The sequence below is a fragment of the Lentzea sp. NPDC054927 genome, from assembly GCF_053610285.1.
On sequence record NZ_JBSGXZ010000046.1, the window covers coordinates 1 to 19,481 of the forward strand.

The 19,481-nt window shown below is 69.6% G+C and carries 11 protein-coding genes; all 11 read right to left on the reverse strand.

Going from position 1 to position 19,481, the window contains the following annotated elements:
* Positions 1–14 precede the first annotated feature (14 nt).
* Positions 15–1,742, reverse strand: coding sequence for a glycoside hydrolase family 6 protein (locus tag ACWGE0_RS38355; RefSeq protein ID WP_452265779.1), 1,728 nt, complete (start codon positions 1,740–1,742; stop codon positions 15–17).
* 20 nt (positions 1,743–1,762) lie between these two features.
* Positions 1,763–2,215, reverse strand: a complete 453-nt coding sequence (locus tag ACWGE0_RS38360) for a hypothetical protein (RefSeq protein WP_452265780.1) — start codon at positions 2,213–2,215, stop codon at positions 1,763–1,765.
* Positions 2,215–3,468 (reverse strand): lytic polysaccharide monooxygenase, encoded by a 1,254-nt coding sequence (locus tag ACWGE0_RS38365; RefSeq protein WP_452265781.1) that lies wholly within the window; start codon positions 3,466–3,468, stop codon positions 2,215–2,217. The genes ACWGE0_RS38360 and ACWGE0_RS38365 overlap by 1 nt, the downstream gene beginning before the upstream one ends.
* A gap of 11 nt (positions 3,469–3,479) precedes the next feature.
* Positions 3,480–6,341 (reverse strand): glycoside hydrolase family 48 protein, encoded by a 2,862-nt coding sequence (locus ACWGE0_RS38370; RefSeq protein ID WP_452265782.1) that lies wholly within the window; start codon positions 6,339–6,341, stop codon positions 3,480–3,482.
* Between the two features lie 240 nt (positions 6,342–6,581).
* Positions 6,582–8,186 carry a PHP domain-containing protein gene (locus tag ACWGE0_RS38375; RefSeq protein WP_452265783.1) on the reverse strand — a complete coding sequence of 535 codons (1,605 nt, stop codon included), beginning with the start codon at positions 8,184–8,186 and terminating at the stop codon, positions 6,582–6,584.
* A complete protein-coding gene (locus ACWGE0_RS38380) occupies positions 8,186–9,508 on the reverse strand; it encodes a jacalin-like lectin (RefSeq protein ID WP_452265784.1) in 1,323 nt (440 codons plus the stop codon). The genes ACWGE0_RS38375 and ACWGE0_RS38380 overlap by 1 nt, the downstream gene beginning before the upstream one ends.
* Positions 9,509–9,683: 175 nt before the next feature.
* On the reverse strand, positions 9,684–11,699 hold the full coding sequence (locus ACWGE0_RS38385; protein WP_452265785.1) for a cellulase family glycosylhydrolase: 2,016 nt from the start codon (positions 11,697–11,699) through the stop codon (positions 9,684–9,686).
* Between the two features lie 12 nt (positions 11,700–11,711).
* Positions 11,712–13,166: a glycoside hydrolase family 43 protein gene (locus tag ACWGE0_RS38390; RefSeq protein WP_452265786.1), complete on the reverse strand. Its 1,455-nt coding sequence runs from the start codon at positions 13,164–13,166 to the stop codon at positions 11,712–11,714.
* On the reverse strand, positions 13,163–15,241 hold the full coding sequence (locus tag ACWGE0_RS38395; RefSeq protein WP_452265787.1) for a glycoside hydrolase family 36 protein: 2,079 nt from the start codon (positions 15,239–15,241) through the stop codon (positions 13,163–13,165). The genes ACWGE0_RS38390 and ACWGE0_RS38395 overlap by 4 nt, the downstream gene beginning before the upstream one ends.
* On the reverse strand, positions 15,238–17,232 hold the full coding sequence (locus tag ACWGE0_RS38400; RefSeq protein ID WP_452265788.1) for a beta-galactosidase: 1,995 nt from the start codon (positions 17,230–17,232) through the stop codon (positions 15,238–15,240). Before ACWGE0_RS38400 ends, ACWGE0_RS38395 begins: the two co-directional genes overlap by 4 nt.
* Positions 17,229–19,268, reverse strand: a complete 2,040-nt coding sequence (locus ACWGE0_RS38405; protein WP_452265789.1) for a glycoside hydrolase family 31 protein — start codon at positions 19,266–19,268, stop codon at positions 17,229–17,231. The genes ACWGE0_RS38400 and ACWGE0_RS38405 overlap by 4 nt, the downstream gene beginning before the upstream one ends.
* Positions 19,269–19,481: the final 213 nt, after the last annotated feature.

The window sequence follows — 19,481 nt, forward strand, 5'->3', positions numbered from 1 at the left end:
CTGCGGACTCGTCGTCACAGCGCCGGGTAGGCGTTGCGCATGAGCTCCTGGAACTGCGCGGAGAACCACTTGCCCGACAGCGGGGCGTCCGCCAGAGCGCCCGACATGCTGTTGCCGTTGCGGACGTTTCCGGTGTAGGCCGGGTCGCACATCTTGTCCGCGCCCTTGCCCTCGTTGTTCGGGATCTCCTTGCTCGCACCGTCCGACTCGCCCGGAGGCTTCATCCACACGTACGCGTCGATGCCGGACGCGGGTGCCGCCTTCGGCCGTTCGCCCAGACCAGCACCTGACTGGTTGCACCAGTTGCCGAGGTGGATGCGCCGGTCGAGCTTGCCGCCGTTGACGTAGGCGTCCACGGTGGTCTTCGGTCCGGGTCCGGTGGGACGGGCCGCGCCGCCCCAGCCGTTGCGGCTGGTGTCGATCAGCATGCCGACGTTGGCGTCGAAGCCCGCCTGCACCGCCCGCTGCCGGAACGCCTGCGCGTACGACTGCTCGTCGACGTAACGGTTCCAGTCCACCCACTTCGACTGGCGCACGGAAGTACCGTTCACCGTGTCGTCGATGGTGAAGTTCGGCTCACGCAACGCGCCGTAGTTGGCGGTGTTGGCGATGAAGCCCTGGACGTTCGCCTTGGTGCTGCCGGACGCGTTGGCCGCCTGGAACAGCAGCTCGGCCGTAGCGCCGAAGTTGTCGTCCCAGCCGATCCAGCCGTGGTGACCGATGTCCAGGTAGTTGTAGACGTTCGGGACCGCGCCGAGCTTCGCCAGTGCGTAGCCGACACCGGTGACGTAGTTCCCGTTGGCCTTCATCACGTCGCACTGCGGCACCGCGGTCGGGCGCGGCGTCACGTTGGTGACCAGGTTCGGCAGGGAGTCGATCTCCACCGTGGTCACGATCCGCAGGTCCTTGTACGCGGGCCTGGCGAGGATCGCCGCGATCGGGTCGATGTACTCCGTCTTGTACCTGTCGATCTCGGTCGCCTTGAGCTCGCCGTTCGAGGCGAGCGCCGAGCAGTCACGCCCCGGCAGGTTGTAGATCACGAACTGGATGACGAGTGGTGAGCCCGCCGCCTGGCGCACCGCCTCGTCCAGATGTCCGGCGATGCCACGGGAGTCGACGGTGCCGGTGATCGCCGCGATGCGGTCGATCCACACGCCGGTCGGCTGGTTCGCCACCCGGCTGCCACCGGGCTCGGCGGCCGCCTTGGCCGACCAGTCCGGGTTGACGTACTGCTTCGCGCCCGCGTACGGGTTGTCGACGCGGTTGCCGGGATCGGGGTTCGGGTCACTCGTCGTGGTGGTGGTCGTGGTGGTCGGTGGCTGCAGGCCCGTGCAGACCGTGCCGTTGAGCGTGAACGTCGCAGGGTCGGCGTTCGTGCTGCCGGTGTAGCTGCCGTTGAAGCCGATGTCGACGGACGCACCGGTGCCGAGGCTGCCGTTCCACGACGCGTTCGCCGCCGTCACGTCCGCGCCCGACTGCGTCCAGGTGGCACTCCACCCCTGTGTCACGCGCTGTGCTCCGGGGAAGCTGAACTTCAGCGTCCAGTTCGACACCGCGTCGCCCAGGTTGGTGATCTTCACGGCGGCGCCGAAGCCACCGCCACCCCAGTTGTTCGCCTTGTAGTCGACCCGGCAGCCAGGTGCGGCGCCCGCGGGTGCGCTGAGCGCCACCCCGAACGTCGCCACCGCGATGGCGACCGCGACTCCCGCCGCGGCCCACCGCCTTTGTCCGTTGAGCCTCATTGCCACGGATCTCCTGTCTTTCAATGGTGTTTGATCTGGACGAGAGTGCACGCGGCAGGCGTGCACTCGAGTCGTTTCAGGCCGAGGTGCTCCATGCCGGTCGAGCCCGTGATCGCGAACCCGTCGCCGAACACGAGGTCCGGGTCGCCCCGGACCTCACCCCTGGCCAGCGCGCCGCGCCAGGCTTCTTCCAAGCCCGGTCGCAGCACGAGGAGCCCCAGCTGTTCGTAGGGCGGTTTGGTGCAGGTGCCCCACTCCACGACGAACGGCCCGTAGACCTTCGCCCGCACCGGACCGGCGAACGCGGCGAAGTCCTCGCCCCTGCGCACGTCGGTGCAGTCGCCGGCGACCTGGTTCAGCCAGGCGGCGATCCCGTCGACCCCCCTGGCCGGATCCGGGGCCGGTCCGGCGCGCGCGACCACAACGGCGAGCGCGACCGAACCGGCCACGAAGAGGGCGAGGAGGACCCTCATCACGGGACGGCGCAGGAGACGCCGCTGAGCTCGAAGTTCACCGGATCGGTCACCGCACCGGTCATCGCCACGTTGAACCCGAACTCCACCGAACCGCCGGCGGAGATGTCGGCGTTGTACGAGGCACCCTTCGCGGTGGCCTTCCCGTCCGCGACGGTGATCGTGGACGACCAGGCCGACGACACCCGTTGCGTGCTGGGGAAGTCCCAGACGAGCTGCCACGCGCGCACAGCTTCCGCACTACCGTTGGCGATCTTCACGTTCGCCGTGAAGCCGCCGTTCCAGGTGCTCGGCTTGGTGTAGGTCACCGTGCACGCCCCGGCACCACTGCCGGTGCGCACCGTGGCGCTCGGCGACAACGGCGAGACGTTGCCCGCCGCGTCGACCGCGACCACGCGGAAGGTGTAGTCGGTGTTCGAACTCAGCCCTCTGACCGTGACCGAGTTCGTCGTCGACGTGGCGACCAACAGGTCACCGCGGTAGACGCGGTACTCCGACACACCGAAGTTGTCCGTCGCCGCCGGCCAGTCCAGCCGCACCGAACTGCCGGTGACCGAGGACGCGACCGGGGTGCCGGGAGCGGACGGTGCCTGGGTGTCCGGCACGCCACCGCCGAACAGCACGTCCGAACAGCTGTAGAACGCTTCCGGGCTGTCGGAGCGCTGCCAGAGCGAGTAGATGATGTGCCGGCCGGACTTGTTGGGCAGCTTGGCCTGCCAGCTGTACTCGCCGTTGCCCAGCGGTGGGTTGGTGACCTTGTCGAACGGCACGGCCTCCAGATCGGACCACTTCAACGGCTTGGTGACGTCGAAGCCGTCCTTGGTGACGTACTGCTCCCACGTGCCGGGGTGCGGCGCCCATGCGTTGTACCGCAACGTGACCGTGGCGTTCGCCGTCACCGAGGTGACCGGCCAGTCGGCACGCGCCTGGTTGTAGGCGTCGTACTTCGTGGTGGGGCCGCAGAGGTTGCCGTCCGGGATGATCTCCCGGTGCCGCCCGGCCGCGTTGCTGATCAGGTTGCCGTACCAGTCCCACAGCGGTTGCTTGCCACCGAGGGCGACCGCCTGGACGCACGCCGGGTTGGTGGGCTGGAGGTCACCGCCGCCGCTGCCTGCCCTGCCGTCCTGGTAACAGGCGTAGGTGCGGCTGGCCGGCCAGACCATCGAACCGTGCGCGAGGGCCGTCCCGCCGGTGTGCACGAGAACAGCGCCGGTGGTGGCGGCGACGAGCAAGAGCGCGATGCGTTTTCTCATCCCGATACTCCTCACCCGTAGATCTCGGCGTGCAGGGAGAACGCCGTGGCTATCTCGGCTTGCGCCCAGAAGCGGTGGTAGGTGAACGTCGGTGCCGGTCCACCGTCCAGATAGGACTGCACCTTCGGCCACTGCGGGTCGTTGCGGAACATCGACCGCATGGACAGGAACGTCGAGCTCTGCCCGATCTGGTCGCCGTTCGGCATCCGCCCGGTCCAGCCCGGCGGCACGTACGGACCCTCACCGGTGGTGGCGTTGTACGTGTCGTCGAACCGGTTGTAGTCGCTGCGGGTCTCCGGTGTCGCGATGCCCAGACTGTCCTGCTTGGACAGCAACGACGTCAGCAGCGCCTCACCGGTGGTCTTGGCCTGGGCGTTGCCCGACCTCGACGCGTAGTTCAGCAGCACCTTGGCGTAGGACGCGGCCACACCGACGTCCTGGTTGTGGTTGAGGACGCGGACCCGCAGGTTCGCGTTCGCGCCGGGGTTGGTGGCGTTCCACGTGTCCGGCGAGCCGGACCACTCGAGATCCGCGGGGATCTGGAAGTTGGTACCGGTGGTGGTGTTCGCGATGGCCCACGGCACCCACTTGTCGAGGATCTTCTTCGCGCGGGCGTCCCCGGTCATCCGGTACAGCGCCGCGGTCCGTTCGATGCCCCACACCTGGAAGCCGAACCAGCGGTTCGACGGCGGGTCGCGCCACACCGGGTGGGCGTCGTAGTACATGCCGTAGAACGTCGGCGTGCCGGAGGGAGGAGCGGCGTACTGGCCTTCCCAGCTGTTCGTGACACCACCGGCGAGACCACCGTCGGCGGACTGCAGCCACTGCAGCAGTTCCATCTGCCGGTCCAGGCTCTTCGCCCAGTCCTGCTGCCCGGTGGCGGACAACGGCTTGAGCGCCGGGACGTTCGCCAGCGCGTGTGCCGCCAGCGGGTTCTGGTAGCCCTGGTGCGAGGCGCTGTCACCGATGCGCCACGCCCAGCCGGCGCTGGTGTCGGTCGCACCGCCCCATGCGTAGTACCAGGACATCAGGTAGTGCTCGCTGCTCTTGCCCGTACCCGCGGGGCACGAGCTCGGGCTGGTGCAGTTGCCGATACGCTTGAAGTACTTGTCGAACATGGCGTACCGCAGGTAGTCGCCCATCTTCGCGGCCTTGGCGATCTCGGGCGCGACCTGGGACTCCTTGCCCTGCGCGGTCGCCCACTGCTGGGCGAGCAGTGCCACCTGCACCGCGCGGGCGTCCGCGTCCGGTGCGTTGGTGTACTTCCACTGCTTGGCGTAGGAGGAGTCCTTGGTGAACAGGTCGAGGTAACCGTTGGGGCCACCGTGCTTGAAGGTGTCGCACGACGGCTGCGGGATGGTCTCCCACACCGACTCGGACGAACCGCGCTGGTAGGTGTTGATGTAAGCCGGCGCGGTGGTGCCGTCGCCGCAACGCCCGAAGCCGTAGGTGTTGTCGACGTCGATCAGCCAGTGCATGCCGTAGACGTCATCGCTGCCGTAGGCGGCCTTCAGCTCGGCCGCGATCGGGTCCTGCCCCACCGGGATGGCGCTGTCCAGCACCGCCGGGTAGCGATCCATCCGCGGGTGTTCCGGCGCGTAGGTCGCCGGCTTCGCCGCGTTGTACTTGTCATTGGTCGGCTGGTCGACCTTCGCCGGGATGATGAACTTCTCCATCGACGCCCAGGCGGACTTGAACGGCGCCCAGTCACCGCTGATGCGGCCGTAGCTCGCTTCCAGCCACAGGTAGTAGCTGAACGCCTCGGACGTGGTCTGGTGACCGTGGTCCGGCGCCTCGACCATCAGGGTCTCGACCGAGTGGTACGGCACGAGCAGGTCGCCGAACTTGCGGAAGTACCCGCTCGCCGGGTCCTTGATCTTGTTGTACTGGTCCAGGAACGCCTTGTTGAAGTCCGAAGTGGACGGATCGAGCTCCTTGACCGTGACGCTCGCCGGGTTGTGGCCGGGCGCCGACGCGGTGAACGTGGCCGTCGCGAGCTCACCGCCGTTGGCCGCCGACGTCACCGTCACCGTCTGCTTCGCGGTGCTGGTGAACGTGAGGGTCGTCGGTGCCGCCGTCAGGTCCGCGCTGCCGGTGCGAGCGAGGGTGACGGTGACCGGCTGACTCGGTGCCGTGGCCAGCGAGACGTCGAACGTGGCCGTCGAGCCCTGCTTGACCGACAGCGTGCTCGGCGTCGCCAGCACGGCGGGTCCGGCCAGCACCTTGACCGTCGCCGGTGCGGAGATGGTGGTGGCGCCGAGGTTGTCGGACGCCCTGGCGGTGATGCGGTGATCGCCCGCGGGTGCCGTGGTCCAGCTGCCGCTGAACGGAGCCGACGTGTCCGTCGCGATCAACGTGTCGCCCGCGTAGAAGTCGACCTTCGCGATCGTGCCGTCGGTGTCCTGCGCGGTCGCCGCCAGCGGAATCGTCGCCGGAAGCGTGTAGGTGCTGCCTGTGGCAGGCGCGGTCAGCGCCACCGAAGGCGCCTGGTTGGGACCGGTGCACGCCACGCCGTTGACCGCGAAGTCAGTGGGCGGACGGTTCGCCGAACCCTTGCTGCCGTTGAAACCCACCTGCGCCGAACCACCCGCGGGAATCGTGCGGGCCCAGTCCGGATTGGTCACGGTCACCACGGCGCCGGATTGGCTGAAAGTACCGTTCCAGCCCTGCGTGACACGTTGCCCGTCGGGGAACGACCACGTCAGCCGCCAGCCGTCCATCACGTCGCCGTCGTTGCGAATCTTCGCCGTGGCACCGAACCCGGTGTCCCACTGGTTGGTGATCTCGTAGGTGACGGTGCACGCGACCGCCGCCGGGGCTGCCACAGCGGGCGCACCACCGACCACAGTCGCCACCGCGACCGCCAATGCCATTGCTCGTCGTCGAGCCATGCCGCCGCCTCTCGACCCTGGGAGCGCTCCCAGATTTCACGGCACTGTAACGCGAGTCACTTGGGCCAACCGAGGCCCGGTGTAACCGCACACCCCCCTAATGACACAGCGCAAGACACCACATGGCGCACAAACGGTTCGTCTGCCCGATTCTCTTACTGCTCTGTTCGAGTGGAATTCTGGGAACGGTCCCAGAACGAGATAGATCCCCGTAACGCCCGTTCAGCGTGGTGCGGCGACGAAGATCGGGTTGGAGTAGAACCAGAGGTCTTCCCACGGGTCCGACCTGCCGATCACGTCCAGCGCGGGACCGGCCGGATCGACCGCGGCACCGTGGTAACCGGGCGCGCTTCGCTTGCCGTCGGTGCCGCGGACCCGGATGTAACACGGTCCGTCCACGGTGATCCGATGGACCAGCTCGACGGTGCCGGTCCGCTGCCGGACGTCCCAGGACCTCACGACCTTCGTCCGCGGGGCGTGCAGCGCCGACCGGTCCGAGGCCGCACCGGTGATCGCGCCGACGATCAGGTCGACCCTGGCGAGCTCCGGCACGAAGCCCGCGAAGTTCGGGCGGTCCGCCAGATCGATCCTGATCACCGCCTCCACCACGTCGCCGCGACGCGCCCGCAGGGTTCCGCCCATCGCCACGCCCGACCCGTGCGACCCGCGCGGGCGCAGCCGGACGTCGACACCCGACACCAGATCGCCGAGGCCGACCCACATCCGGCCGGCCCGCATCGCCCGCATCACCTCGCGGTACCCGCGCTGGGAGACGCCGACCCAGGTCTTGTTGTAGGCGCCGGGCGGGAACGAGCTGTACTCCGTGATCGGGCGGCCGGCGTTGACCGGATCGGGAAAACGGCCGGTGCTGGTGAACGTGTGCCCGGCGCTGTCGTACGGGATCTCGTCGTAGGCCTGCTGGTCGAGGCGGTCGACCGGGTTCTTCACCCAGTCCCCGCACCCCTGGTGGCCGTCCGAGGTGGTGGTGATCCACCACGGCTTGCCCTCGGCGAGCATGCTGTCCCAGAGGCCGCCGACGGTGGCCGCGGCCCAGTCGAACCCTCCCCAGGTGCGGTAGCTCTCCGCGGGATAGCCGGGGAAGGAGAACTTGCCGGGGGCCGAGTCGTACAGTCCGCGGCCACGAGCCATGCCCGGTGCGGGCAGGCCCGCCGCCTGGTGGCCCGGTGCGCCCTCCATGCCGATCACGATGCCGGGCGCGGTGTCCCGCCAGTTCCTGGTCTCCTGCGGGGAGTTGATGCCGAGCCGCGACGGGTGGTTGGGCAGCACCAGCGCGTCGTCGACCCGGCGGCCGGCCACCGCGTCCTTCAGGAAGTTCAGGGCCTGCAACGCGATCGCCTCGTTGGCGGGCGTGCCGTCACGGGTGCCGTTCACCCGCGCGTCGAATCTGGTGACGAACTCCTGCAACAGGCTCGCCTCGCCCCGGCCGGGAGCGAGCATCAGCGTGGTGTGCTCGCCCGCCGGGATGTTCCACTCCAGCCCGGTGAACACCAGCACGTCCTCGTACGCGCGGCGCGCGGCCGCGATGTCCGCCGTCAGCGGAGGAACGCTGAACTTCGCGAACGGCACGTTGCCGTGGTCGGTGATCGTCAGCCAGCTCAGGCCGTGCCTGGCCGCCCGCGCCACCTGCGTGGCCACCGGGTACATCGCGTCGTTGCTGTACTGGCTGTGGACGTGGTGGTCGCCCGCGAGCCACAGGTAACCGCCTCGCCGCTCGTCGTGCGCGTGGGCCGGCGTGCTGCCGAGCACGGATCCGGCGGCGAGTCCGGTGCCGATGAGGAACCCGCGACGGTCGGTCCGCGGCGCCATCACGCGATCCGGCTGTAGATCACGCCGAGCGAGTCCACCTCGTCGCCGGAGCGGCCGTGGAAGCCGGCGATCTGCCAGCCGTCGGGCGCGGTGCAGGTGACAGAACTGGACGTCCGGCTGCCACCGGACAGGGTGCGCCCGGTGTTCGTCGCGAAGTCGGCGTAGAAGACCCTCGTGCGTCCCTTGTACTGCGCCGAGTGGAGCGTGACCGACTTCAGGTGCTCCCCCGCCGCCAGCGTCAGCTCTCGCGCGGTGCCGCCGTTGCCTCCGTGGGTGAAGGAGGTGCCGTCGGCGAACGTGAGCCCGACCTGGTCGACGCGCGATCCCGCGCGGAGGCTCACCTTGGCGACGCGCTGCGCCAGCGGAACCGAGGCGAGGTCGGTGAAGGCGTCGCCGTGCGGTCCGCCCCACGCCTCGCTGAGCGACAGCCCTGGGTTCAGCGTCCACCGGAAGTCCGCCGCGATCGGGTAGTGGTCGGACAGCATCTTGTTGTCGGCCGTGCGGAACGCCGCGTTGTCGTTGCCGTACCGGGTCAGGTCGAGCGTGATGTACCTGTTGCCGCGGAACAGGATCTTGTCGACGACCTCGCACGCGTCGCTGACGTTCTGCTCGTTGCAGCCCAGCGTCGTGCTGCCGGCGGCCGGCGGCACGCCACCCCGTTCCTCCTGCACCCAGGCGTCGGTCAGGCCGTTGGCGGCGACCAGCTCCCGGATGTTGTCGCCGGTGCGGGTGTAGCGCGTGTTGGTGTCGCCCGCGACCACCACCGCGTTGCCGGCCGAGTAGTCGGTGATGAACCGGGACAGCTGGCTGATGTTGGCCCGCCGTGCGGCCAGGTCGGCCTCGTTGTCACCCGCGTTCGTGTGCACGTTGTAGAAGTCGACCAGCACGCCCTCTGCGAGCCGCAGCCGCGACCAGGTGAAGCCTTTGGGGGTCAGGCAGTCCGTGCCGTTGCACTTGTCCCACTTCTTGCGGGCGAAGTCCGTGTCCGCGTACGGGTGGACGGACAGGGTGTTGAGCCCGTCGCCGAACGGGACGCCGCCGCTGGTGGGCGTGCGGAACGGGTGCGTGTTGTTGGCGTAGAGCGACGCGTGGTAGTTGAAGTCCTCCTGCACGTGCACGATGTCGTACGGCCTGATCCGCTGGCCGATGATCGGCGTGTTCGCCTTCGGGCTGCCGCTGGACAGTCCTTCCGGGAGTCCGGCGACGTTGTAGCTCAGCACCGAGAACGTTCCGCCGGACGGTGGTGCCGCCACGGAGGGCAGAGCGGCCGCGGACACCACGCCGGCGGCCAGTAAGCCGACAGCAGCAACAGTTCTGACCAATCGGACCATTCTCACCGCACGACTCCTGACGCGACTTCGAGCACGATGCCGCGACGCTAGAACAACGCGAGAAAGTTTCATATATCTTGGACATGACAACAAAGTGTCCACATAGCAACGGAAACCACCGAAGGTCATGCGAGCCTTCGGTGGTTTCCGTTCTGGGTGAACCGGATCAGGCGGTCGTGCCGGTGACCGCGCCGCCCGACTTGGTGACGTGGTAGGTGACCTTGGCACCACTCCAGTAGTGGAACGTGAGCGTCACTCGCTGGTCGTCCTTCACGGCGCCGAAGAAGTCCGGCGTCAGGGTGGTCTTGCTGTCCGCGTAGTTGGGCGTGAAGGTCTTGTCGAACTCCTTGAAGGACGTCCAGTCGTTCGGGCCGGCGAAGGCGCCGTCGTCGTACTTGGCCTCCATCGTGGCGAGCTGGTCGCCGCGGAAGGCGGTCGGGATCTCGAACTTCGCCGTCGTCCCCGTCGCGCCGGACAACACCGGCGTGTCATAGGTGATGACGTAGAACCGCCACGGCACGCCGTGGGAGAACTTGGCCGTCAGCACCGCGTTCGTGCCGTAGCCGCGCGAGCCGCTCAGCTTCGTCAGCGCCGAGGCGGTCAGGGTGAGCCGGTCGCCGTCGACCGTGTAGTCGCGGCCGCGCGTCAGGGCGATGTTTCCGTTGTACAGCCCGGTGAACGACGTGCCGTTGAGGTTCAGCGCGATCGTCTTGGCGGTGATGTCACTCGACTTCGCGTTGAACACCTGGTCGGTGAACGCGGTGCCGGACCGGGTCGTCCAGCTCGACCTGATCTGCGCGAAGAGCTGCGGATCGCTCCACTGGAACGACGTGCGGCCGAGGTGCTGGCCGTTGTCCCACAACATCGTGGTGATCTTCTTGGTACGCGCGTAGTAGCCGAGGTACTCGAAGAACTTCAGCTTCTCGCCCTGCTCGATGGTCCCGGTGTGCCGGTCGAACCCGAGCAGGCCGTACTCGCCGAGGATCACCGGGATGCCGCGCGCGATGAAGCTGGTGTGCACGCGGTCGAACGAGTCGGTGATGTCCTTCTGGACTCCCGCGTCGAAGCGCGTCCCGCCCGCGATGTTCACGCTGAACGGCCAGTAGCCGTAGTAGTGCACGGTCGCGGCGATGTTGGGGTCGCCGAACCCGCGGATCTGCTCCACCACCGGGTCGATGTACGCCTGCTCGGACGACGTGTGCATGGTCGGCAGCACCAGCAGGCGGGTGGCGTTGTTGCCGCCCGACCGGCGCACGATGTCGCGGAACGACGCGTTCAGCTCGTTGTTCAGCTGTATTTCCTGCGGCTTGCCCGTGCTCCCGGTGAACTGCGGCTCGTTCCAGCTCTCGAACGTCAGCTTGGGCCCGAACTCGGCGAAGGCGCCCGCCAGCTGCGTCCAGATCTTGTTGAACCGGGTGAGCACGAGGTCGTGCTCAGCAGGCATCTTCCAGATCCACTGCCACGAGTCGTGGTGAATGTTGACCAGCACGTACAGATCACGCGCCAGCGCCCAGCGGACGACCTCCTTGACCCGGGCCAGGTACCCCGGCTCGATCGTGCCGTCGGACGCCAGGTGCGCGCTCCAGGTGACCGGAAGGCGGATGCTCTTGAAGCCCTGCGCCTTCACGTTGTCCAGCAGCTCTTCGGTGATGCGCGGGTTGCCCCACGACGTCTCCTCGCTGCCGGTCGAGTCCAGCGTGTTGCCGAGGTTCCACCCCGGTTCCATCGCCGCCACCTGCTCCGTCGCGGTGAGCTGCTTCCCGCCGTGGACGCACGTGACACCGTTGAGCGAGAACGACAACGGCGCCGTGTTGGCGTGGTCCCAGGTGCCCGTGAACCCGAACTTCACCGTGGCCTGCGACGCGATCCTGGCGTTCTGGGCGACGTTGGCGGCGGTGACCTGGCCGTCCTCCTCGGTGATCTTCGCGTTCCAGGCGTTCCCCGCCTGCTGGCCGGACGGCCACTCCCAGCGCAGCTTCCAGCCGTCGACAGCGGCACCGAGGTTGGTGACGGCGACGTCGGCCTTGAAACCGCCCTGCCACTGGCCCGTCACCGAGTAGGTGACCTTGCAGCCGGTCTCCGCTGCGACGGCCGTCGCCGGTGCCACGGCCGTCGCCAGGACCGTGATCCCGGCCAGCGCGGCACCGAGAACTGTTCGTGTGTTGCGGCGTGCTCCGAACATGAACCCTCGCAATCAGTTGGACGGCTGGTAGTCGAACCAGTCGAAGTGGACGGTGCCCTCGGCCGCGTACATGCCGATGACGCGGCCGGTGAAGCCGCCGGCCACTTCGGTCGAGAGGTACTTGCCGTCGAGCGTGGCGAGCTCGACCGAGGTGCCGTCCTGTTCCTCCACGCCGAACGAGAGCGTGTCGGGCCCGGAGCGCGCGTCCCGCAGCTCGCGCGCCTCGTCGACCCGCACGACGAGAACCACCGGCCCGGCCGGTGCGGGCCGGGACGCGACCACGGTGCGCACCGGGCCGATGCGGGCGAGCACCCGAACCTCGCCGGATGCCACCTCGATCTCGTAGTGGTGGTCCTCGTCCAACCGGACCGCGAGGCCGCCGCTGCCCTGCGCGGGATCGATCAGCGCGCGGGCACGGCACGACAGGTGCTGCTGGCGCCGGCCGGCGAACACGGCGGCGGGATCGTCCAAAGAGGACCCTCTGGCGTGCAACGTCAGCCAGCCGGAGCGTTCCTTCGTGGTGCAGTGCTGCTCGGAACGGTCGCGCAACGACACCCAGCCCGGCTTGAGTTCGTTGTCGTCGAAGTCGTCCCGCTCCGGCACCGCGGGACCGGGGGCGGACACCAGTTCCCCGACCACGGGCCAGTCGTCGACCCAGCTCACCGGTGCCAGGAAGGTCTCCCGGCCGAGCACGTGCCAGCCGGGGGTGCCGCCGCCGGGCCGCACGCCGAGCAACACCAGCCACCACGCCCCGTCGAGGCCCTGCACCAGATCGGCGTGGCCGGTGTTCTGGACGGGCTCGTAGGTGCTGCGGTGGCTGAGGATCGGGTTGGCAGGGCACGGTTCGAACGGGCCGTCCGGCGCCGGGCCGCGGGCGATCGAGACGGCGTGACCCCGTTCGGTGCCGCCCTCGGCGATCAGCAGGTACCAGTGGTCGCCGATCCGGTACAGGTGCGGCGCTTCCGGTGCCTTGGCGCCAGGCGTGCCGGACCACAGCGGGCGCGGCTCACCGAACGTCTCACCGGTGGCCGGGTCGATGCGGTACTGCCGCACCCCGGCGACCGTGCACCAGCAGTTGCCGTCGTCGTCCCAGGCGAGGTCGGGATCGATGCCGCCGACGTCGGGCAGCGGGATCGGGTCGGACCACGGCCCTGCCGGATCGGTGGCGGTGAAGATCATGTTGCCGCCGCCGTGGCTCACACTGGTGACGATCAGCCAGAACCGGCCGTCGTGGTGGCGCAGGGTCGGCGCGTAGATCCCGGCTGAGGACGGCGTCTCCGCGGTCAGGACCAGCTGGCTCGGCCGGTCCAGCGCGTTGCCGATCTGCGTCCACCGCACCAGGTCCCTGCTGTGGAAGACCGGGATGCCGGGGAAGTACTCGAAGCTGGAGCACACCAGGTAGTAGTCGTCCCCGACCCGGCACACGCTGGGGTCGGGGTGCATTCCCGGGATCACTGGGGTGGTCACCCGTCAACTCCTCTGGTCGTGAGCCGGTACAGGACGGCCGAGGGCGCGGCGGGCATCGTGACCGCGAGTTCCGCGGTCTCCGAACGCCACTGCGCGACCGCGGGCGATGCGGCCGGGTAGAGCCGCTCCACCACGACGTCCACATCGGACAGATGCGGCAACGCCAGCGTGGTGGAGTCCTCGCCGGACCGACGCCAGACGGTGAGATAGGTCGTGGTGGAAGTGCGCATGGCGAGGGCCAGCCACGGGTCGTCCCAGCCGGGAAGGCCGAGCGGCCAGGCAGGAACCGCCCGCGGCAGATCGGCGCGGATGGTCCGGTAGACGGCCACGGCTTCCTGGACGAGCGCACGCGCCTCGGGTTGAAGCTCCGTGATCCGCCCCGACAGGTGGATCCGGCCGAGCAGCGCGCTCGCCATGGTGAAGGCGACCTCGTCGAGCGAGTCCTCCGGCTGCGGGTAGGCCCAGACCGCGACCTGCTCCGGGGTGACGGCGGTCGGCGCGGAAGCCGCGATGGGCGCGTAGCGGTCGAGGTTCTGCTGGTCGCTCGTGGACTGCAGTTGCAGCCGCGACAGCAGCGCGTGGTCCATGCGCATGCCGCCGGACGCGCAGTTCTCCAGCACCAGCTGCGGATGGCGGTCCAGGACGCCGTCGAGCCAGTCGAGGTGGGCGCGGTTGTGGCCGAGCAGGCCGTCGGCAGGGGCCTCGCCGGCCCGCGAACTGGTGCCGGAACCGGGGTTGATGTTGTGGTCGAGCTTCAGGTAGCCGACGCCGTACTCCCCCACCAGGCGGTCCACCACCTCGTCCAGGTGGGCGCGGGCGGCGGGGTGACGCAGGTCCAGGTGATAGCGGACGCAGTCGTTGACCCGCACGCCGTCACGGCGGAAGAACGCCTCCTCCGGCAGGGTCGCGGCGAGCGGGCTGTTGACGCCGACGACCTCCGGCTCCAGCCACAGACCGGGAATCATGCCGCGCTCGCGGATGTGGTCCAGGACCTCCTGGAGGCCGCCGGGGAAACGGGTGCGGGACGGCTGCCACGCACCGACGGTGTCCCACCAGCTCTCGTTCTCCTCGGCGTACCAGCCCGCGTCGATGACGAAGTACTCGGCGCCCGCACCGGCCGCGGCGTCGATCAGCGGCAGCAGCTCGGCCGTGGTGGGGTCGCCCATCAGGCAGTTCATGTAGTCGTTGAAGATGACCGGCAGGCCGTCGTGGTCGGGGTGCGGCCGGCGGGTCGCTCGGCGGTAGCGGGTCAGCGCGGCGAACGCGTCGTCCGGGCCGCCGTCCGCGCTGAACGCCAGCGCGGCGGGCACGGTGCGGAACTCCTCACCTGGTGCCAGCACGCGGCTCCAGCCGTGGTCGTGGTCTTCCGGGCCGAGCAGCGCCACGTAGCCGTTGCCGTCCTCCTCACCGCACTCCCAGCGCCAGCCACCACCGTTGTGCTCGATCTGCCACACCCACGTCCGGCCGGTCCGGCGATCCGTGAGCCCGCCCATCGGCAGGTGGCCACAGCTGGACCAGACACCCCGTCCGGCGAGGACGAACGCGCCCTTGGGGCGGGCCGCGTGGTGCCGTCCGCCCCGGTCCGGCGAGGTCAGGCGCATCGGCTCGCGCCGCCACCGGCATTCCGCGAGCCAGTCGTTCTCCGCCCACAGCACGTCGGCGCTGTCCGGCCGCAGACCGCATGCCACGAGGGAGGTGACCGACTCCAGGCGCAGCGGAGCACTCCCTTCGTTGCGCACGACGACTTCGCTGCGCAGCACCGGAACGCCGTCCGGCGAACGGTAGGTCACCTCGGCGACCAGGCCGGTCTCCTCGTCGCCGAGCTCGACGACGAGCACCCGCCAGTCCTTTTCGGACAGTGCGCGGTGGTCCCGGTACCGCAGCCGCCCGCCGATGGCGGTGCCGACCAGGCGGCTGCTCGACCAGATGCTCCCGTGGTTCGCGGTCATCACGTCCACCAGCGGCAGCGGTGCGGCGGACCCGTGCTCTCCCGGCAGGGTCAGCCTGACCACGCCGTCCTCGGCGATGTCCAGCACGCAGTCCAGGGCCTCGTGGCCCCAGCGGATCGTGGTCACCGCGGCTGTCCTTCCCGCAGCACGGCGCATCCGCCCGGCGGCAGTTCCCGCACCGGTCCGCCCGTGAGCAGGTCGTGCGCGTTTCCGGGCAGGGAAACGGGTTCGGCGCTGTGGTTGAGCACGACGTGCCAGCGGCGGCCGTCCTCACCCCGGCGGGTGACAGCTTCGGCGCCGGACGGCAGTCCCGGCAGCACCGGCCTGACGCCGGCGGCGTCCAGCAGCCTGGCGACCAGCGCCGCGTAGTCCGCGTCGTCGAGTCGGGTGGACAGGTACCAGCCCTCTCCCCCGCCATAGCCGTACCGGGTGAGCGCCGGGGAGTCGGCGAGCATGCCGTGGGTGTAGGCGACGACCGTCTCGGCGCCCACGGTCCGGACGGACTCGCTCCAGGCGGTGGCGTGCGAGCCGTCGGAGAGGGTGACCCGCTCGTCACGGCCCAGTGGCCGGTACTCCTCAACGCGGATTCCCAGCGCCTCCCGCAGCGGTGCGGCCGGATAACCACCGAGCCGGGCGTGCATGCGGTCGTCGACGACCCCGCCGAAGTGCTGGAAGAGCAGCGTGCCGCCGCCCGCGACGTAGCGGCGCAGGTTCTCCGCTCCGTTGTCGGACAACAGGAACAGCGCTGGGGCCAGCACCAGCCGATACGGGCTCAGGTCTGCTTCCGGGTGCGCGAAGTCGGTCACCACGCCGGCGTCCCACAACGCGCGGTGGGCGCCCCGCAGCGCGGAGTGGTAGTCGAGCTCGGACGAGGGCAGGCCGTCCGAGTTCATCGCCCACCACGCGTCGGAGTCGTGCAGCACGGCCACCTGGGCCGTGACGGTCGATCCCGCGAGTTCGGCGAGCCGGGCGACGGCCGCGCCGGTATCCGTCACCTCGGCGAAGACCCGGCTGTCCGGACCTGCGTGCGGGACCATCGCCGAGTGCCACTGCTCGGCGCCCGCCTTGGACTGGCGCCACTGGAAGAACAGCGCACCCTCCGATCCGCGCGCGATGTGGCCGAGGGAGTGCCGCAGGATGTCGCCGGGTTCCTTGGCCAGCGTCCGATCGCCGACGTAAACGGTGCTGGTGCCCTGTTCCATCAACAACCACGGCGCGCCACCCGCGAGCGAGCGGGCGCGGTCGGCCGCGAAGGCGACGTCCGCGGCGGCACCCAGGCCCGGCCGGTCCGGGTAATGGTCGATCGCGACCAGGTCGACCTCGCGGCCCAGCGCCCACAGGTCGACGTTCTGGTAGCCGGGCTGCATCATGTTGGTCGTCACCGGCCGGTCGCTGTGCGCGCGGATCGCGTCGCGCTGCTCGGAGTAGGCGGCGATCACCTCGTCGGAGAAGAACCGGCTGAAGTCCAGCGTGAGACCGGGATTGCGGTGCCACTGGGTGGCGCGCGGCGGCAGGATCTGTTCCCAGCTGCCGTACCGCTGGCTCCAGAAGGCCGTCCCCCACGCCTCGTTGAGCGCGTCCAGCGAACCGTGCCGCGCCTGCAACCAGACCCGGAACGCGGCGGCGGTGTGCTCGCACCAGCACAACGTGACGTACTCGTTGTGCACGTGCCACAACGCCAGCGCCGGGTGGTCGCCATAACGTTCCGCGAGAGCGGAGGCGATGCGCCGGGCCGCCTCGCGGTAGGCCGGAGCGCTGAGGCAGTAGGTGTCGCGGCTGCCGTGGACCAGCCTGGTGCCGCCGGGGGTGACCGGCAGGGCGTCCGGGTGCGCCAGGGTGAACCACGGGGGCGGCGAGGCGGTCGGTGTCGCCAGGTCGACGGCGACACCGTTGGCGTGCAAGCGATCCAGGTGCGCGTCGAGCCACCCGAAGTCGTAGCGGCCCTCCTCCGGTTCGAGCAGCGCCCAGGAGAACACGCCGACCGTGGCCAGGTTGACCCCGGCCCTGCGCATCAGCTCGTCGTCCTCCTTCCACACCGGTTCGTCCCACTGCTCCGGGTTGTAGTCGCCGCCGAAGGCCAGCCCCTGCAACCGTTCGACCAGACGACGGGTCGTCATGCGTCCTCCTCTCGCACGGGCAGACGGGCGCCGTCGCGCAGGAACAGCGGGATGCGCTCGATCGGGGCGGCGACGGTGACCGTCCGCCCGCCCTCGTGCTCCTCGCCGGTCCACGCGTCGGTCCACCGGGAACCGGCGGGCAGGTAGACGTCCCGCTCCCTGCCGCCCGCCTCGGTGATCGGAGCCACGAGCAGATCGGGACCGAGCAGGAACGCGTCCTCGACGTCCCACGCTCCGAGGTCGCCGGGGAACTCCAGGAACACCGGCCGCATCGGCGGCACACCGGTGTCGGCTGTCGTACGCATCTGCTCCATCACGTAGGGGCGCAGGCGTTCCCGCAACCGGAGGTGCCCGGCGAGGATTTCGTAGGCCTCTTCGCCGTAGGACCAGACCTCGTTGGCCAGCCCGGTCATCGCGGGCTCGAGCACCTGCTCGTCGCCGCGGAAACCGTGCAGGCGGAACAACGGGCAGAAGGTGCCGTACTGGAACCAGCGCACAAGGACCTCGCGGTAGGCGGGGTCGTCCGGATCGCCGCCGTGGAAGCCGCCGATGTCCGTTGTCCACCAGGGGATGCCCGACATCATCACGTTCAGGCCGGCCTTGATCTGGGTGCGCAGCGAGGCGAAGTCCGTGGCGATGTCGCCGGACCACAGCGCGGCGCCGTACCGCTGCGCGCCCGCCCAGGTGGAGCGGTTGAGCGAGATGATCTCGCTCTCCCCCGCCGCACGCAGTCCGTCGTGGACGGTGCGGGCGTTCTCGCGCGGGTAGAGGTTTCCCACCTCCAGGCCGGGACCCTCGTGATAGCGCAGGTTGTACTGGTGGCCGGGCTTGAGCTCGGGTTCACCGGCGTCCAGCCAGAACACCTTGACGCCGAGCTCGTGGTAGCCGCGCCGGATGCGTTCCCACACGTACTCGCGGGCCTCGGGGTTGGTCGCGTCGTAGAAGGCGACCTGCGCGGAGTACGCGCCGAGCCCCTTGTCCGGCCAGTCGGCGTGCGCCATCGGCCCGAACTCGGTGCCGATGAACAGACCCTGGTCCAGCATCGGGTGGTAGTTCTCGCTCGCCGGGCTCACCGACGGCCAGACCGACACCATCAGCTTGACGCCCATCTCGTCCAGCTCGCGCACCATCGCCGCCGGGTCGGGCCACTCGGCGGGGTCGAACTTCCACTCGCCGAGGTGCGTCCAGTGGAAGAAGTCGCAGACGATCACGGACAACGGCAACCCGCGCCGCTTGTACTCGCGCGCCACCTCCATCAGCTCGTCCTGGGTGCGGTAGCGCAGCTTGCACTGCCAGAAACCGGATGCCCACTCCGGCAGGTCCGGCGAGTGCCCGGTCGCGTCGGCGTAGCGGCTCAGCACGTCCGCCGGCTGACCGGCGGTGAACCAGTAGTCGATCTGGCGGGCGCTGTCGGACACCCACCGCGTGCCGGTCTCCGCCAGTTCCACCCGCCCGATCGCGGGCGAGTTCCACAGCAGGCCGTAGCCGCGGTCGGAGATCAGCAGCGGGATGGTGACCTCGGCGTTGCGCTGGACGAGGTCGATGACCGCGCCCTTCTGGTTCAGCATGCCGTGGGTGTGCTGGCCCAGACCGTAGAGCCGTTCTCCTCGATAGGAACGGAAACGCTGCTCGAGCCGGTGGTGGCCGTTGCCGGTGGCGGTGGCGAGGCGCGGTCCCGGCCACCAGAAGTGGGCGGGCTGCTCGGCGAGGAGCTCGGTGCCGTCCTCAGTGCTGAGGAACGTCAGCCTGCCCGCGGACGCGCCGAGCTCCGGGGTGAGCTTGCCTTCGGTGTCGGCGTCGATCCGGACGGTCAGCCTGCCGTTGACGAGCGTCGCGTGGTGCTCGGCAATCTTGATCTCCGCCGCGCCACCCTCCGGTGGTGTGGCGAGCAGGGCTCCCGGCAGGCCGTCGAGCAACGGCCCGCCCGGCGTGGCCCTGACCCGGACGGCGTCCTGGCCCCACACCTCGACGCGGAGGGTCTCGCCCCTGGCGCGCCACTCGAGTGCGTTGCCGAGGTCTCGGAAGTGCATGGGCATGCGCCACTCCTCGCGGATTGTCTTCGGTGTGGGTGAAGGGGACGGCGGTCGTCAGGCCGGGACAGCGGTGGTCAGGGCCGGCATGGCGGTCGTCAGGCTGGCCCGGCGGCGGTCAGGGATCGCCACGGGCCGGCCCGGCGGTGGTCAGGACAGGGACAGCGGTGGTCAGGGCCGGCACGGCGGTCGTCAGGCCGGTACGGCGGCGGTCATGGA

Bases quoted from the DNA above. Each gene is read 5' to 3' on its own strand.
- ACWGE0_RS38355 (WP_452265779.1), bottom strand. From the start codon at position 1,742: ATGAGGCTCAACGGACAAAGGCGGTGGGCCGCGGCGGGAGTCGCGGTC.
- ACWGE0_RS38400 (WP_452265788.1), bottom strand. From the start codon at position 17,232: ATGACGACCCGTCGTCTGGTCGAACGGTTGCAGGGGCTGGCCTTCGGC.
- ACWGE0_RS38360 (WP_452265780.1), bottom strand. From the start codon at position 2,215: ATGAGGGTCCTCCTCGCCCTCTTCGTGGCCGGTTCGGTCGCGCTCGCC.
- ACWGE0_RS38365 (WP_452265781.1), bottom strand. From the start codon at position 3,468: ATGAGAAAACGCATCGCGCTCTTGCTCGTCGCCGCCACCACCGGCGCT.
- ACWGE0_RS38375 (WP_452265783.1), bottom strand. From the start codon at position 8,186: ATGGCGCCGCGGACCGACCGTCGCGGGTTCCTCATCGGCACCGGACTC.
- ACWGE0_RS38405 (WP_452265789.1), bottom strand. From the start codon at position 19,268: ATGCCCATGCACTTCCGAGACCTCGGCAACGCACTCGAGTGGCGCGCC.
- ACWGE0_RS38385 (WP_452265785.1), bottom strand. From the start codon at position 11,699: ATGTTCGGAGCACGCCGCAACACACGAACAGTTCTCGGTGCCGCGCTG.
- ACWGE0_RS38370 (WP_452265782.1), bottom strand. From the start codon at position 6,341: ATGGCATTGGCGGTCGCGGTGGCGACTGTGGTCGGTGGTGCGCCCGCT.